17 protein-coding genes are annotated in these 15,381 nt (G+C 60.5%); 6 read left to right on the top strand and 11 right to left on the bottom strand.

The annotated features are described in order from the left end of the window. Positions 1–161: 161 nt before the first annotated feature. Together BEN48_RS08540 and BEN48_RS08535 are read right to left on the bottom strand one after the other, a co-directional pair. On the bottom strand, positions 162–1,493 hold the full coding sequence (locus tag BEN48_RS08540; RefSeq protein ID WP_070734164.1) for a TPM domain-containing protein: 1,332 nt from the start codon (positions 1,491–1,493) through the stop codon (positions 162–164). Between the two features lie 129 nt (positions 1,494–1,622). Continuing rightward, positions 1,623–2,192: a GNAT family N-acetyltransferase gene (locus tag BEN48_RS08535; protein WP_070734163.1), complete on the bottom strand. Its 570-nt coding sequence runs from the start codon at positions 2,190–2,192 to the stop codon at positions 1,623–1,625. 218 nt (positions 2,193–2,410) lie between these two features. On the opposite strand from BEN48_RS08535, the gene BEN48_RS08530 reads away from it, so the two are divergent. Further along, the gene (locus tag BEN48_RS08530; protein WP_070734162.1) at positions 2,411–2,851 is read left to right on the top strand and encodes a hypothetical protein; all 441 of its coding nucleotides are present in this window, start codon (positions 2,411–2,413) and stop codon (positions 2,849–2,851) included. 221 nt (positions 2,852–3,072) lie between these two features. Further along, positions 3,073–5,133: an ExeM/NucH family extracellular endonuclease gene (locus BEN48_RS08525; protein ID WP_070734161.1), complete on the top strand. Its 2,061-nt coding sequence runs from the start codon at positions 3,073–3,075 to the stop codon at positions 5,131–5,133. Positions 5,134–5,319: 186 nt separating this feature from the next. Here BEN48_RS08525 and BEN48_RS08520 read toward each other — a convergent pair whose 3' ends face one another. The 5 genes from BEN48_RS08520 to BEN48_RS08500 form a co-directional block, all read right to left on the bottom strand. Beyond that, positions 5,320–6,633: a cation:proton antiporter gene (locus tag BEN48_RS08520; RefSeq protein WP_070734160.1), complete on the bottom strand. Its 1,314-nt coding sequence runs from the start codon at positions 6,631–6,633 to the stop codon at positions 5,320–5,322. Between the two features lie 142 nt (positions 6,634–6,775). Further along, positions 6,776–7,189, bottom strand: coding sequence for an STAS/SEC14 domain-containing protein (locus BEN48_RS08515; RefSeq protein WP_070734159.1), 414 nt, complete (start codon positions 7,187–7,189; stop codon positions 6,776–6,778). A 4-nt stretch (positions 7,190–7,193) separates the two neighbouring features. Then, complete coding sequence (locus BEN48_RS08510; protein WP_070734158.1) at positions 7,194–7,640, bottom strand: hypothetical protein; 447 nt, start codon at positions 7,638–7,640, stop codon at positions 7,194–7,196. A gap of 230 nt (positions 7,641–7,870) precedes the next feature. Then, positions 7,871–8,167, bottom strand: coding sequence for a hypothetical protein (locus BEN48_RS08505; protein WP_070734157.1), 297 nt, complete (start codon positions 8,165–8,167; stop codon positions 7,871–7,873). Between the two features lie 270 nt (positions 8,168–8,437). Beyond that, on the bottom strand, positions 8,438–8,890 hold the full coding sequence (locus BEN48_RS08500; protein ID WP_125932541.1) for a hypothetical protein: 453 nt from the start codon (positions 8,888–8,890) through the stop codon (positions 8,438–8,440). A gap of 136 nt (positions 8,891–9,026) precedes the next feature. On the opposite strand from BEN48_RS08500, the gene BEN48_RS08495 reads away from it, so the two are divergent. Beyond that, entirely contained in the window at positions 9,027–9,224 is a 198-nt protein-coding gene (locus BEN48_RS08495) for a DUF433 domain-containing protein (RefSeq protein ID WP_070734155.1), read from the top strand. Between the two features lie 23 nt (positions 9,225–9,247). Further along, positions 9,248–9,532, top strand: a complete 285-nt coding sequence (locus tag BEN48_RS08490) for a DUF5615 family PIN-like protein (protein WP_070734154.1) — start codon at positions 9,248–9,250, stop codon at positions 9,530–9,532. Between the two features lie 131 nt (positions 9,533–9,663). Here the strand turns inward: BEN48_RS08490 and BEN48_RS08485 are convergent, their stop codons facing one another. The 4 genes from BEN48_RS08485 to BEN48_RS08470 form a co-directional block, all read right to left on the bottom strand. Further along, positions 9,664–9,909, bottom strand: a complete 246-nt coding sequence (locus tag BEN48_RS08485) for a hypothetical protein (RefSeq protein ID WP_125932540.1) — start codon at positions 9,907–9,909, stop codon at positions 9,664–9,666. A 27-nt stretch (positions 9,910–9,936) separates the two neighbouring features. Next, entirely contained in the window at positions 9,937–12,318 is a 2,382-nt protein-coding gene (locus tag BEN48_RS08480; protein ID WP_070734152.1) for a ribonucleoside-diphosphate reductase subunit alpha, read from the bottom strand. 439 nt (positions 12,319–12,757) lie between these two features. Further along, positions 12,758–13,042, bottom strand: coding sequence for a GIY-YIG nuclease family protein (locus BEN48_RS08475; protein ID WP_070734151.1), 285 nt, complete (start codon positions 13,040–13,042; stop codon positions 12,758–12,760). A 172-nt stretch (positions 13,043–13,214) separates the two neighbouring features. Then, entirely contained in the window at positions 13,215–14,174 is a 960-nt protein-coding gene (locus tag BEN48_RS08470; protein ID WP_070734150.1) for a ribonucleoside-diphosphate reductase small subunit, read from the bottom strand. A gap of 508 nt (positions 14,175–14,682) precedes the next feature. On the opposite strand from BEN48_RS08470, the gene rplU reads away from it, so the two are divergent. Further along, positions 14,683–14,988: a 50S ribosomal protein L21 gene (rplU, locus tag BEN48_RS08465; RefSeq protein ID WP_035560717.1), complete on the top strand. Its 306-nt coding sequence runs from the start codon at positions 14,683–14,685 to the stop codon at positions 14,986–14,988. Between the two features lie 98 nt (positions 14,989–15,086). Beyond that, complete coding sequence (rpmA, locus tag BEN48_RS08460) at positions 15,087–15,362, top strand: 50S ribosomal protein L27 (RefSeq protein ID WP_070729322.1); 276 nt, start codon at positions 15,087–15,089, stop codon at positions 15,360–15,362. Positions 15,363–15,381: the final 19 nt, after the last annotated feature.

The following is a 15,381-nucleotide window of genomic DNA, read 5'->3' as shown; positions in this document are numbered from 1 at the left end:
AATGAGCAAAGACGGAGCACTGTAAACACAACCCCCAGATTCATTGCAGGGTTGTGCACGGCTATACGACCGGTGTAGAGACGCCAAACATTGCGTCTCTACACCGGTCAAACCAACTCAAAAATTGCTTTGCGCCTTGTCAGAAAGGCAAGGCCAAGGCCCTACCAGGAACCACTGTTATCGTCGTCGCCATCGAAGCCGCCGCCGCCGGAATCGCCGGAATTGGGGTCGTCGTAGGAGGAGTTGTCATCGGCAGAAAAGTAGTCGCCTGAATTGTCGGCCGTGTCCTGCGCAGAGAAATAATCGGGCGCGGTATTACCGACGTCTCCGCCATCGCGCGACGAAAAGTAGTCGTTGGCGGCACCGGTGCCAGCGGCGCCCAAGCCGGCACCACCCAGGCCGGCTGCTGTGCCTGCGCCCGGGTTGCCGGCATTGCCGGCGTTCCCCAGGCTGTTGCTACCGGTGTCGTGGCCCGAGGCCATGCGGTTGCCCAGGTAGGCCCCCGCGGCGGCGGCGGCGCCAGTAGTCAGCATGCCGCCCATGCCCATGCCGCTGCCACCCGTCATGCTGCCCTGGTTCGGGTTGTTGTTGTTGCCCTGCCCAGGGCCACCCGAGGGGCCGCCAGGCCGGTTGGGCAGGAAATTGGGGGTGGCACTGGAGTCGTTGGATTCGCGCCGGTTGGGCAGGAAGTTGGGGGTAGCACTGGCAGGCGCGCTATTGGATGGCGCTGCCGGGGCGGCGCTGCGGCGCCGAAACATGCGCACCAGAAACCACAGCACCCCGCCCACGGCCAGCGCCCCAAGCAGCAGCGTCATCATACCCGGCCCCGTCGATTCAGGCTCGGAAGGAGACGACAGCATTGGGTCGTAGGGAGTGCTGCCAACCGGGGTTTCAGCCGTGCCCGACAGGTTGGCACCAGTGGCATCAGTCCCTGCCGCAGCGCCCAGCGCGTCGTTGGAATTAGGGGTAGTCGACTGGGCTGCCTGCGGGGCCGAGTCCGGGTTGGCCATAACCATCAGGGTATTGAGGCCGGCGCGCAGCCCGGCGAAGTAGTTGCCTTGTTTGAAGCCGGGCGTCATTTCGGAGATTATGCGGTTGGTCACGGCCGGGGTAATGGTGCCGGCCAGCCCGCTGCCGGGCTGAATGGTGACCTGGCGCTCCTGGCCGCTGAGCAGCACCACCACGCCGTTGTTTTTGTTGCGCTGGCCCACGCCCCAGGCTGTGCCCAGGGCCCGGCCGTAATCGGCCACGCTGCGCCCGCCCAGGGTGGGCACGGTTACCACTACTATTTGGGTGCCAGTGTTATCGGCGTAGCGCCGCAGGCCGTTTTCCAGCTTTTTGGCGTCGGCCGGCTCCATCAGTCCGGCCTGGTCGTTCACAAATTTGAAGGGGTTTGGCCGGGGCGGCAGCCCTCCGGCACCGGATTGCGCGGCCGCAGGCCCTGCAAAGGCCACCGAGACCAACAGCAGTAAGAGAAACAGGAAACGGTACATGGCGAAGAAGGCTTGGGTGGAAGGAAGGGGCTTTTTGCCTTCTACGTTGCCCGCGTCCGCTTAGCTGCGGCAGCAGCTTGTTTCTGCTTGCCGGGGATGCTGGCGGGTAAGCCCGAATTGCTGTGCCCGCTACGCGCCGGCTGCTCCCAGTGCTGCATCGGCTGCTGGCGTCACCGCGCGCTCAAAGCGCAGTCGGCCATCGGGAGTGGTGCCCTCTGGCTCAAACCCGTTGCCGGCCAGCACGTGTTGCGCGGGCAGGTCGGCGGTGGCGGTGTGGGCCACCAGCTGCAGCACCATACCGGTAGCGGCTGCCTGTTGCACCAGGCCCGCCACCAGCTCCGTGCCCAGGCCCTGGCCGCGCCACTCCGCGGCAATGGAAAACTCAATCTCGGCTAGCCCGGCCGCATCGGGTGGCCCCATAAAGCCGCCCGCCCCGATGAGGGTGCGCGGCACTTCGCCTTCCGCTTTGCGCAGGGCGTACCAGCCGTACCAGCCGGCGGCGGTGCGCCCCCCGGCCGTGAGCTGCTCCAGCGAGTAGGTCATGGCTTCGCGGGTGTGCCGGCCGGGCGGCCAGTCGGTGGGCAGGGCGGCGCCCAGCAGCACCGGAAAGTACTGGGGCTTGTGCAGCTCGGCCGTGAGCAGGGCGCGGCTGGCTGCCAGCAGCAGCAGGCGGGGGGTGTGGGTGATTAAGGGAATCATACTAAAAAATAATGGCACACGTGGAAGCCAGCCGGGCCCGGGCGCCGGAATGCGGCGAAACCCGCGCCGCGCCACCCGAAAGCCCATTATTCTATCTGATACCGCCTATCAAAGCAAAAAGTTGAACCCCAACAGCGCGGGCCTGATTTTTTGGAAAGGTTCCGTGTATCTTTATTTGCTCATCCGATTTGCTCACCCGCACCCATTGGTCTCCGTACATGCCTATTGCGCTTCTGCTCACGTCTGATGTACTTGACCTGCATTACGACGCCGAAAACGCCTGGCTTTATCTGGATTGGAAAGGGCCGCAGGAGTTGGAGTTGGTGCAGGCTGCTTGCCAGGATGTGCTGGTCTTTATCAAGCAAACCGGGGCTAAGAAAGCGCTGAACGACAACACCCACATCACGGAAACCAGCTGGGACCTGACGCGGTGGGTGGGCTATGATTTTATTCCGCAAGTGGCCGCTGCCGGCCTGGAGTACATCGCCTGGGTGTGCAGCCCGCTGCTCAGCTGCCGGACCAATCTGGGCCTCATGTCGTCTTTCAGCGACCAAAAGCCCCAGGTAGCGGTTTTCGATGAAATAGCGGACGCTTATGAGTGGCTCACCAGCGTGCATGCTTCCTGCCCGGCTCCGGCCACTTCCCCGAACGGCACCTAGCGGGCACAGCTTGCTCCGCAGTCCCCTCCTTGCTTCACTGGCCCCGGCCACCGGTTATTTCACTGCTGTGAATCTGGTAGAAACCGGCAGCATGACGTGCCCGCCGGCACCCTCACGCCCGGCGGCAGCGCTGCCGCCAGCCTCCTGCCGCCGCTACCAGCCGCGCGAGTCCGATTGCGGAGCCTATATTTATTTCGATTCTCACTTATTTACTGTTTTTGATGCGCTGCAAGCTCGTCCTCTCCGCTATTTCTTTTCTGGCTGCGGCCCAGGTCAGCGCCATTCCCATTGGCACTATTCAGGGCACTGGCAATGAGGCCAAAGCTGGCACCCACACCATAGAAGCAGTGGTAACGGGCGTGTATAAAGGCCTGAACCCGGCTGGCTTCTACGTGCAGGACGAAACGGCCACCGCCGACGGCAACCCCGCCACGTCCGACGCCATTTTTGTGGTGCAAAAAGACCCCACAGTGGCCGTGGGCGACAAAGTGCGCATTACCGGCTCGGTGCGGGAAGATGCCCGCGCGCCGTCCTTTACCCAGGCCGTGCTGCTGGAACCGCAGATAACCGTGCTAAGCAGTGGCAATGCGCTGCCAGCGTTTGTCATGCTCCAAAACGACGCTTTTTCGGCCAAAAACGCGGAGCGCTACGAAGGCATGCTGGTGCAGTTTGCGTTGCCGCTCACCGTTATCGACAACTACAGCCTCAAGCTGCGCGGCGAGCTCACGCTCTCGGTTGAAGGCGTGACCTACCAGCCCACGCAGTTCATTGACCCCAACGACGACCCGGCCACCGGCACCAGCAGCACCGGCACCCGCAACCTGGCGGCCGTGAATGCCTTTCAGACCGCCAACGACAACCGCAGTCTGGTTCTTGACGATGGCAGTTCGGCCTCCAACCCAACGCCCATCCCCTACCTCGACCCCAAATCGGGCACGGTGCGGGTGGGCAGCACCATCAGCAACCTGCGCGGCATCATGGGCTACGGCTTTGGCAAGTGGCGCCTGCAGCCGCTGGCCGGGGCCCAGGCGCCCACCGTGCGCACGGTGCGCCCCACGGCCCCGCCCGCCTTCGGGCCGCTCGATTTGAAGCTGGCCAGCTTCAACGTGCTCAACTACTTCAACGGCGACGGCGAGGGCGGCGGCTTTCCCACGGCGCGCGGAGCCAAAACTCCGGCCGACTTCCTGCGCCAGCGCACCAAAATCATTGCCGCGCTTCGCCAGATGAATGCCGACGTGGTGGGCCTCACCGAAATTGAAAACGACGGCAACGGCTCTACTTCGGCTATTCAGGACCTGGTGAACGGCCTGAACCAGGTGATGGGCGCCAACACCTACGTGTTTGTGAACGACGGCGACGCCAACAAACAGCCCAACAACACCGACCTCATTCACAACGCCATCATCTACAAGCCCGCGGTGGTGGCACCGCTGGGGCCGCCTTTGGTGGCCACCGTGCAGGGCGTGTTTGAGCGCCCGCCCCTGGCGCAGGTGTTCGTCACCAAGCGCAAGGCCCGGGCCGATACGCTGGGCTTTGTGGTGAACCACTTCAAGAGCAAGGGCAGCGGCAGTGGGGCCGATGCCGACCAGAACGACGGGCAGGGCGGCTCCAACGCCCGCCGCAAGGCCCAGGCCACGGCGCTGGTGGCGTTCATCAACGAGGCCGTGGTACCGGCCGGGGCCACGCGGGTGGTGAGCGCCGGCGACTACAACGCCAACTACGAGGAAGACCCCATCGACATCATGCGGGCCGCCGGGCTGGTGCCCGCCACGCCGCCCACCAGCGCCTCCTATGTATACAAGGGCCTCACCGGCTCCCTCGACCACGCCGTGATTACGTCCAACCTGGTGGGCTTCCTCGACGTGCAGAAGTGGCACATCAACTCGGCCGAGCCCGCGATGCTGGAATACGACCAGGCCGGCGAGGCTACCGATGTAAATTCCCCGTTCCGCAGCTCCGACCACGACCCCGTGCTCATTGGCGTGAACTTCGCGGGCATCAGCAACGCGGCCACGGCCCGGGGCACCACGCGCCTGTTTGTGTACCCTAGCCCGGCCGCCGGCCCCGTGGCCTTCAGCCTGGCCACCATACCGGCCAGTGCCGGCCGCCTCACCCTGGACTTTTCGCTGCCCCAGGGCCTTCGGCTGCTCTCGCTGAAGGGCTCGCCCGGCATGCTTCAGGCCGAGCTCGACCGCTACACCGCCCACCTGGCGCCGGGTATCTACCTGCTCAAGCTGCGCGGCCAGGGCTTTCAGCAAACCCAGCGCGTGATGAAGGAGTAGCGGCTGCCCCCGGTACTGGCGCAACGTGGAAGCTATCCAGATAAGCCAAACCAGAACGTCCTGCGGAGCATGAGAACGTCATGCTGAGCGCAGTCGAAGCATCTCTACCGCAATAGTAAAATTGATTACTTGCACGGTAGAGATGCTTCGGCTGCGCTCAGCATGACAGCCTATTCGTGCAGACTATTATCCCGAGGAGGCTTCGTTCTTGACGTCTTCGTTCTCGGTGTCTTCATTTTCAGCGTCTTCTTTAATCTCGGCCGCGGTTTTGCGGCCGTGGCGGCGGTCCAGCCAGTTCATCACGGGCGTGGCCATCACGCCGTGCAGCGTGATGGACAGCAGCATGGTGAAGGCCAGTACGGCCCATATCTGCCGGGCCTGCGGAAAATCGGCCTTGCCCAGCGCAAAGGCCACGTAGAAGACTGAGCCGATGCCCCGTATGCCAAAAAATGAGATAACGACCCGCTCGTCCGTGCTCATTCGCGAGGAGCCCAGCAGGGAGAGCATGCCGCCCAGGGGGCGCAGCACCAGTACCAGCAGCAAGCCCATGGCCGCGCCCTGCCAGGTGAGGGCGCTCAGCAGGCCATCGGCAATGGCCGCGCCCAGCATGAGCAGGATAACCACAATGAACAGGCGCTCCATCTGGTCGGTGAAGGCGTGCATCTGGCGGTGGTACTCGTGCCGGCGCTCGTGGCCGCGCAGGGTGATGGCGGCAATGAACACGGCCAGAAACCCATAGCCATGCAGCAGCTCCGTGACAGCGTAGGACGTGAGCGTGACCGCCAGCGCCACAAAGCCATAGCCTTCCGTTTTGATGCTGACCCGCTTAGGCAAGCTGAAGATGAGGTAGGCCAGGAACTTGCCCGACAGCCAGCCCATGAGCACGCCCGCCCCCACGCGGTAGCCCACGTCCATCACCAGCCACTCCACCAGCCGCTCCGACAGCGGCATGGCGGCGGGCAGCAGCGCCAGGGCCAGGTACACGAAGGGAAAGGCCAGGCCGTCGTTCAGGCCGGCTTCGCCCGTGAGCGCGAAGCGCACGTTGTCTTCGCGGCCTTCGCCGGGGTCGCCCACCTGCACGTCGCCGGCCAGCACGGGGTCGGTGGGGGCCAGGGCCGCGGCCAGCAGCACCGCCGACGCCGGGGCCAGCCCCACCAGCCAGTGGCCCGCCAGCGCCAGCCCGGCAATGGTGAGCACCATGAGCACCAGCACCAGCCGGAGCGGCGAGCGCCAGGTTCGCAACGAAAACGGCCGGTCAATCTTCAGGCCCGTGCCCGTGAGGGCCACAATCACGCACAGTTCCGAGAGGTGCGTCACCAGCGGAATGTGCGCCTGTGGGTCGGCCAGGGGCAGGTGCAGCGGCAGGCTATACACCCCCAGCCCCAGCAGAATGTATAGAATGGGGTACGAGAGCGGGTATTTTTCCAGCAGCGACGGCAGCCAGGCCACGCCCAGAATGGCAACGCCGAGCAGCAGCAGCGCGATGGTATAGAAGGACATTGGCAAAAAAGCAAAGCGCCCGCCGCGGCCCGCACCGTTGCGGGGCCATGGCAGTCGGCTAGGGTGATGCGTCAGCTATACGGCGCTACCGGCAAGAGGGCCGGCGGCGCGGCCGGCCGCTGCGTACCGGAGGGCGAATGGACTACCGGGCCAGCGAAAACTGCCGCAGCCATTTCTTGGCCTCTTCCATGTTTGAGAATAGCTCGGCTTTGAAGGCCGTGAGTTGCTGGTAGAAGGCCACGGCGGTGGCATCGGCCATCGACTCGCTGGTGGTGACCATGGCAAAATGGGTGAGGCCCGCCGCAGCGGCCTGGGGCGCCCAGGTGTTTATCACCCAATCGAGCGAATGTTCCCAGGGGCCCAGCACGGAGCGGGTGTCGTTGAGCACGGCGTGGTAGCCCGACTCGGCCAGGGCGGCCGTGTAGGCCGCTGCTCCGGTCCGGATGTTGTCGCCGGTGAGGTAGCCCATCCAGTTTACGTCAATCCAGCGGTCGGTGGAGACGGGCTCTATTGCGAGGTAAGTTTTTCCCAGAGAGCTTCTTAATTCCTGACGCATGTGACTAAACAGTAGGGGTAATGGGTAATACTTCGGCCAGCCAGGCTTTCGCGGCCGCCAGCGTAGGCACGTAACGGATATGGAAGGTGAACTCCTCGCTCTGGGCTACGTTGGTCACATATTGCTTACCAGAAATCTTGCCAAATACCGATTCGGCCTCGACAAAGGCGATGTAGCGCACACCAGCCACATAGGCCCGGGGGTTCCAGTGGGTAAGCAGCCACTCCTGGTCGACCTGTTTCACGGCGCCTAGGCCTTGCAAGTCGGCTATCCAGCCCACCGGGCCTTTGTGCCGCTTGGTTTCGCCGATGTACTGGCGCAGGGTTTCATCCATGAGGTTGCGGAGCTGCTCGCTGTTGGCAAAGCCCGTCCATGTCAGCACAATGCTTGGCACTTCGGGCGCCAGCTGAATGGTTCCGTACGGTTCGGTGAGGGTGGTCTTATCGCTCATAAGGCTCCCTCTACGGCAATATTCCCCGGAAAGATGCAGCCAGCGCGTCTCTGTATTCATGGCCATACACGCTTCCCCACCGTTGCTCCCACGTCCCTGCCCAGGCCGTGGGCTGGCCACGCCAGCAGCCCAAATCGCCACCGGACTGCCGGCATGGCCCGCAGCCCCAAAAGCAAGGCAGCCGCCCCCTAGCGGAAGCGGCTGCTTTTTATACAAAGCCCACTACGGGCCTAGCGCCGGCGAACCGGGGTTTCGTAGCGAATGGTCTTTTTTTCTTCTGTGATGACGGTCGGGTTGTCGGCCGCTTTTTCTACGGCATCGGCGCGTTGCTCCAAGTCGTTGGCGCGGGCCTGGGCATCGGCAAGCACCTGTTTGGCTTCGGCCCGGGCGCGTTCGGCGTCGGCTTTGGCCTGGGCTTCAATGGCGTCTTTGCGGGCCTCGTCGGCCTGACGCTGTTTTTCCTGTTCCTGGCTGCAACCGCCCAGCAGCAGGCCGGCGGCAAAGAGATAAGTAAGGCGGTTTATCATAGGGGTACGGGGGCGCCGGGGCGCGGCAAAGAATGATTGGTAGCCCCTGTACGGCTTTAGCCGGCCAACTGTTGTTTGAGATAAGCTCGGCGGCGGGCATTCAGGCCCGCCCCACGGCCCCAACTACCAGCCGCCCCCACGGCTTGTGCGGCGGTGAGCAGATGCTGCGCAGGCCCAGCAAGACAGGCGGCGGGCTTCCGCCCCTGCCTCATGGCCCCAGCCGCCTACCAGTGGCCACCAAGGGCCTGCGGGGCACCATGCAGCAAGTGGCTAGGGTTTCTCGGCTCGATACTCGGCCAGATTTCGCTTCGCCCACCCAGGCAGCTGGTGGGTTCGTTGGTAGTCGCTCAACAGGTCTCGCTCACTGGCTTTGGTATAGCGGAGGTAGCGTTGTAGCAGCGCCACCGTGGCCGTGGCGCCTCCTCCCAGAACCAATAGTATCGGAACTGTACTCGGGCTGCTGCCGCTTTGGCCCAGAGCCGCCACTGCCATTCCCGCCCCCGTCAGGCCAATTGCCACAGGCGAGGCCGCCAGAAACAGCGCGCTGGATTTGCGCTTGGCTCGAAACAATTCCTGCAGCACCGCCACGGTGTCGGCGGCGGTGAGCAGGGGACTGCTCGTGGCGAGGGGAACAAGGGGCGGCCCTTGTTGGGCATAGCTTAAGTTGCTCCAGCCTAAGCAGAACAAAACCAGCAGCCCGATTACTGTTTTGGAAAACACCATGTGCATGAGCGGAAAGTCGAATATAATAATTCATTGTTATTACTATCCAACTACCCTATCACTCATTGACCCCAACTCGCCCACCCGCCGCGACCAAGGCGGCAGCGGCTGAATGAAACGCTGGTATCTTCACCGCATGGAATCCTTGCAGCATCGCATCACCACCAACCCGCGCCAGTGCGGTGGCCGGCCCTGCATTCGCGGCATGCGCATCCGCGTGGCCGACGTGCTCCAACTCTTCGCCGCCGGCCTCACCGCCGAGCAGATTCTGGCCGAGATGCCCGACCTCGAAGCGGCCGACCTGCAAGACGCCTTGCAATACGCCGCCCGCTAACTCGACTACCCGCGCCTGGCCGCATGACCATCTGGATTGATGCCCATCTCTCGCCCCTCATCGCGGCGTGGATAAAGTGGAAGTTCCCCGTTGAGGCCGTGCCCCTTCGCACGCTGGGCCTGCGCGATGCCGAGGACGAAGAAATATTCCGGGCCGCCAAAGCCGCCGACTTTCGGCCCCTGCTTGACCGTTTCGGCCCGCTGCCCCAGGTTATCTGGCTCACCTGCGGCAACACCTCCAACACGATAAGGACACTTTTAAAGACATCCTTTTCCTGTACCAAAGAAATAGCCTTGAAGAATGGTTGAATATGCTTGGCAATCCATATTGAATCAGATTACAAACTACTATTAACTCATAGCTGCGAGCCCTAATTTCTAAAGACCGATAAAAAACAAAGCCCGTCTTGGCTAAGACGGGCTTTGTTTTTTATCGGTCTTTAGACTGCTTTTCCTAAAAGCGCTATCTGCTTTTCATGAATTCGCATCTGCTCGCTCTGTTCTTCCTTAAGCATCTCATCTACGACTTTGGTAACCTCTTCTAACGTTCTTCCTTCCTGCTTCGCTTTCTGTTCAGTAAGAAGCCGGATAATCACCTCATTCTGCGCCTTAGTTATTATAAGCGAGCCAAAAAGGAGCGTAAAAGAACTTCCTAGTTCCATGTTATAGTCGGGTATAGTTTCCATTTTCAACACTTAAAAGTTTAAAACATTTTACGACCCACACGCCTCGCAGCCGTCCGGGTTATCCAGCGAGCAGCTCATGTCGGACTGGTTTTGCTCCACTAGGGCCATGGGCTCCAGAGTTTCGGCGGCTTGCTTTTCCACCGTGAACTTGATGGCGTCGGCGGCGGCTTTGGTGCGCAGGTAGTACATGCCGGTTTTCAGGCCGCGCTTCCAGCTGTGGAAGTGCATGCTGGTGAGCTTGCCGAAGTTCACGTTTTGCACGTGCAGGTTCAGGCTCTGGCTCTGGCAGATGTAGGCCCCGCGGTCGGCGGCCTGGTCGATGATGCGGCGCTGCGAAATCTCCCACACCGTCTTGTACAGGTCCTTGATGTGCTGCGGGATGCGGGCAATGCCCTGCACCGAGCCGTTGGCCGCGATGATTTCCTGCTTCATGCCGTCGTTCCAGAGGCCCAGGGCCACCAGGTCCTTCAGCAGGTGCTTGTTCACCACCATAAACTCGCCTGAGAGCACGCGCCGCACGTAAATGTTGCTCGTGTAGGGCTCAAACGACTCGTTGTTGCCCAGAATCTGGGCGGTGCTGGCCGTGGGCATGGGCGCCACCAGCAGCGAGTTGCGGGCGCCGTGCTTCACCACCTCGGCGCGCAGGCTCTCCCAGTCCCAGCGGCCCGAGTCGGGCGTCACGCCCCAGAGGTCGAACTGGAACTTGCCCTGGCTCAGGGGCGAGCCGGGGAAGGTTTCGTAGTGCCCGTCCTTGATGGCGAGGTCCTTCGAGGCCGTCATAGCCGCGAAGTAGATGGTTTCGAAGATATCCTTGTTCAGCCCGCACGCCTCGTCGCTCTCGAAGGGCATGCGCAGGGCAATAAACGTATCGGCCAGGCCCTGCACGCCCAGCCCGATGGGCCGGTGGCGGAAGTTCGACTTCTGCGTTTCGGGCACCGGGTAGTAGTTCACGTCAATCACCTTGTTCAGGTTCAGCGTGGCCTGGTAGGTCACCTCGTACAGCTTGTCGTGGTCGAAGGTGGTGTTGCCCTTGGCGTCGGTCACCAAGTAGCGGGGCAGCGCCAGCGAAGCCAGGTTGCACACCGCAATTTCGTCCTTGTCGGTGTACTCAATAATCTCGGTGCACAGGTTGCTCGACTTAATCGTGCCCAGGTTTTGCTGGTTCGATTTGCCGTTGGCTGCGTCCTTAAACAGCATGTAGGGCGTGCCCGTCTCGGTCTGGCTTTCCAGAATGGCAAACCACAGCTCCTGCGCCTTAATGGTCTTGCGGCCCCGGCCTTCGCGCTCGTACTTCAGGTACAGCTTCTCAAATTCCGTGCCCCAGGCCGTGTCCATGCCGGGGCATTCGTGGGGGCACATCAGCGTCCAGTCGCCGTTTTCCTCCACGCGCTTCATGAACAAGTCGGGCGTCCAGAGGGCGTAAAACAAGTCGCGGGCGCGCATTTCCTCCTTGCCGTGGTTCTTCTTCAGGTCCAGGAATTCGAAAATGTCGGCGTGCCAGGGCTCCAGGTAAATGGCGAACGCGCCCTTGCGCTTCCCGCCGCCCTGGTCCACGTAGCGGGCCGTGTCGTTGAACACCTTCAGCATGGGCACCAAGCCGTTGGAGTTGCCGTTGGTGCCCTTGATGTAAGAACCCGTAGCCCGCACATTGCTCACCGACAAGCCAATACCACCCGCCGACTGCGAAATCAGCGCGCAGTTCTTCAGCGTATCATAAATGCCGTCGATGGAGTCGTCCTTCATCGTGAGCAGGAAGCAGCTCGACATTTGCGGCTTCGGCGTGCCCGCATTGAACAGCGTGGGCGTGGCGTGGGTAAACCACCGCTCGCTCAGCAAGTTGTAGGTTTTAATAACCGAGTCAATGTCCTCCTTGTGGATGCCCACTGACACGCGCATCAGCATATGCTGGGGCCGCTCTACCACCTTGCCCTCCAGGCGCAGCAAATACGAGCGCTCCAGAGTCTTGAAGCCGAAGAAGTCGTAGTTGTAGTCCCGGTCATAAATAATGGCCGAGTCCAGGGTGGCGGCGTTCTTATGAATCACCTCCCACACATCGGTGGCCAGCAGCGAAGCGTTGTCGCCGTTCTTGGGGTCCTCGTAAGTATAGAGCCGCTTCATGGTGCTGCTGAATGACTTAGAAGTCACCTTGTGCAGGTTGCTCACCGCAATGCGGGCCGCCAGAATAGCGTAGTCCGGATGCTTGGTCGTGAGCGAGGCGGCGGTCTCAGCGGCCAGGTTATCGAGCTCCACGGTGGTCACGCCGTCGTAGATGCCGTCAATCACCTTCATGGCCACCGCAATGGGCGACACAAAATCCATGTTCAGCCCGTAGCAGAGCTTCTCAATGCGGGCGGTTACCTTGTCGAACTTGACGGATTCACGGCGGCCGTCGCGTTTAATTACTAGCATACCAGTAGTGTTTTGGTGTGGGGTTTTGCGTATGGAAAGTAGCCGGCGCGGCGCGGGGCCGGCGGCAAATCGTTGAAGCAGTTGTGGAAATAGCAGCGGGGAAGGCAGCGGGCTGTGGAGGCCCGGGGGTATTCAATCCCGGAAATTACCGCCTGGATTTGGGGGGGGCAAGGAAAAAATAGGGAAGTTTTCCACAGACGGCCAACGGAAGCCGCCCAGCCACTTTTTGGAAAATGCAACTCCTCGCACCTCCTGTCATGCTGAGCGCAGCGAAGCATCCTCTCACGCCGTACCCATTTCGCGCACTGCCGTGCTGCGCCTCCTGTCATGCTGAGCGCAGCGAAGCATCCTCTCACCGCTGAACGAATCGTACACCAGTGAGAGGATGCTTCGCTGCGCTCAGCATGACAGGAGGCGCAGCACGGCAAGGGGCACGCCATCAATAGGACGTCAGGATCTCCCGCTCGGGGTTAACCGACTCAATCAGTGCATCTTTCTTTGCCCGCGTCCACCCCTTGAGTTCCTTCTCCCGCGCAATAGCTGAGGTGATATCCGCAAACTGCTCCGCATACAGCAAATGGTAGCAGAAGTAGCGCCCGGCAAAAGTTTTGGCATCGCCCCGGTTGTCGTAGTGCTGCGCCAGTCGGCGGTTCAGGCTACCCGTCACCCCAATATACAGCACCGTTTTAGCCGGATTGGTTGTGATGTAAACGAAGTAGGCCATGGCTATATGTCATGCTGACGAAGGAAGCATCCTATCACGCCCCCTGTCTTGCCCCCTGTCATGCTGAGCCTGCGAAGCATCCTCTCACGCCACAACGAATCGTGCGGCGGTGAGAGGATGCTTCGCAGGCTCAGCATGACAGGGGGCGTGACAGACGCTGAATATTCAGCTTCTAGAAATCCTCGTCGAGCGAGAACACGTTGTCGTTGCGTTCACTCATCACGCCAGCTTTCTGATACTCAGCGACTCTCTTCTCAAAGAAGTTGGTCTTGCCCTGCACCGAAATCATCTCCATGAAGTCGAAAGGATTGGTGGCGTTGTAAATCTTGGCGCAGCCGAGGGACACCAGCAGGCGGTCGGCCACAAACTCAATGTATTGTGCCATCGTTTTGGCGTTCATGCCGATGAGGCTCACGGGCAGCGCATCGGTCACGAATTCCTGCTCGATGCGCACAGCATCGGCAATGATGCCTTGCACCTGCGCTTCGGGCAGCTTGTTTTGCAGGTAGCTGTAGAGCAGGCAGGCGAAGTCGCAGTGCAGGCCTTCATCCCTGGAAATCAACTCGTTCGAGAAGGTGAGGCCGGGCATGAGGCCGCGCTTTTTCAGCCAAAAGATGCTGCAAAACGAGCCGGAGAAGAAGATGCCTTCCACCGCCGCGAAGGCGATGAGGCGCTCGGCGAAGTTTTCGGAGTTAATCCACTTCAGGGCCCACTCGCCTTTTTTCTGCACGGCGGGCACCGTCTCGAGGGCGTTGAAGAGGTAGTCCTTCTCCTTGGGGTCTTTGATGTAGGTGTCAATCAGCAGCGAATAAGTCTCGCTGTGAATGTTTTCCATCATAATCTGGAAGCCGTAGAAGCAGCGCGCCTCGGGCATCTGCACTTCCTGCATGAAGTTCACGGCCAGGTTCTCGTTCACGATGCCATCGGAGGCGGCGAAGAAGGCCAGCACGTGCTTAATGAAATGACGCTCGTTGTCGTTCAGGTTGTTCCAGTCTTTCTGGTCCTGCGAGAGGTCAATTTCTTCGGCCGTCCAGAACGAGGCCTGCGACTTCTTGTAGAACTGCCACACCTCATCGTTCTGGATGGGAAATAGCACGAAGCGGTTGGGGTTTTCGGCGAGGAGCGGCTCCATAAATAGCGGGGGTCTTAGTGGCAGGTTTCGTCGGGGAAAGGGAACAGTCAACTGCCGTTATCCGGCAGATGTTTGGCTGGCGTCTCAAAAAAGCAGCTAGCCTTCCAGCACCAAATATAGCCCGACCCGGGAGGGGTATTGCCACAGTTTTTTGGTTTTTTATTCGTTTATTTTTCGCTAAGAACGCATCCATTCCCACCGGGCAACTGCGGCATTCCGCCCAAGCTTCCTTGCTCCAGCGACTCAAAAAACCCTCAAAATCAGCCGCTTTTCTTCCACTTATCCACATTTTGACTGTGGATAAACCCGCTTGTCCCCAAAATGGCAGGCTGTACATCCGTATTGGTGTAAATTTCCAGGGTGTCCGTAATCCGCCCATCCTCCGCCTGAAGGCGGTTCTGACGGGAGCTCCGGCAAACAGCCAATGACGATTAACAACTTAGGCTTGGAAATCCCAAACCATAGTCGTACTTTTGCCTTCCCATTTCAGAAAAACCCGCGAAAGCTGATGTACGCAATTGTTAACATAGCTGGCCAGCAGACCAAGGTTGAGGCCAACAAATTCGTTTACGCTCACAAACTGGCCGGCAACGTCGGTGACGTGGTTACGCTGGGCAACGCCCTGCTGACCGACGACAACGGCACGTTGACCATCGGTGCCCCCGAGCTGAACATCGCCGTAACCGGCACCATCCTCGCTCACGTGAAGGGTGACAAAGTTCTCGTCTTCAAGAAGAAGCGTCGCAAGGGCTACCAGAAGATGAACGGCCACCGCCAGTCGTTCACCAAAGTAATGATTAACAGCATTGGCTAAGGCCAATTATGAATTAAAAATTATGAATTATGAATTGCTGTTCGAGCAACTCTACCATTTCATAATTGATAATTCGTAATTCATAATTCTTTAAAAATATGGCTCACAAGAAAGGTGTCGGCTCGTCCAACAACGGCCGCGAATCGCATTCCAAACGTCTCGGCGTAAAAATCTTCGGTGGCCAGGCCCTCGTTGCCGGCAACATCATCGTGCGTCAGCGCGGTACCAAGCACCACGCCGGCGAGAACGTAGGCATGGGCAAGGACCATACGCTGTTTGCTCTCGTTGACGGCGAAGTTCAGTTCAAGAAAGGCCGCAAAGACCGTTCGTTCGTAACGGTTCTGCCCCGCGAAGTAGTTTCGGTTCCAGCTTAATTGCTGCCAGCCTGATATA

This window comes from Hymenobacter glacialis, assembly GCF_001816165.1.
GTDB lineage: Bacteria > Bacteroidota > Bacteroidia > Cytophagales > Hymenobacteraceae > Hymenobacter > Hymenobacter glacialis.
Note: the sequence above shows the minus strand (reverse complement) of the source record. Positions and strands in the feature narration are given on the sequence as shown.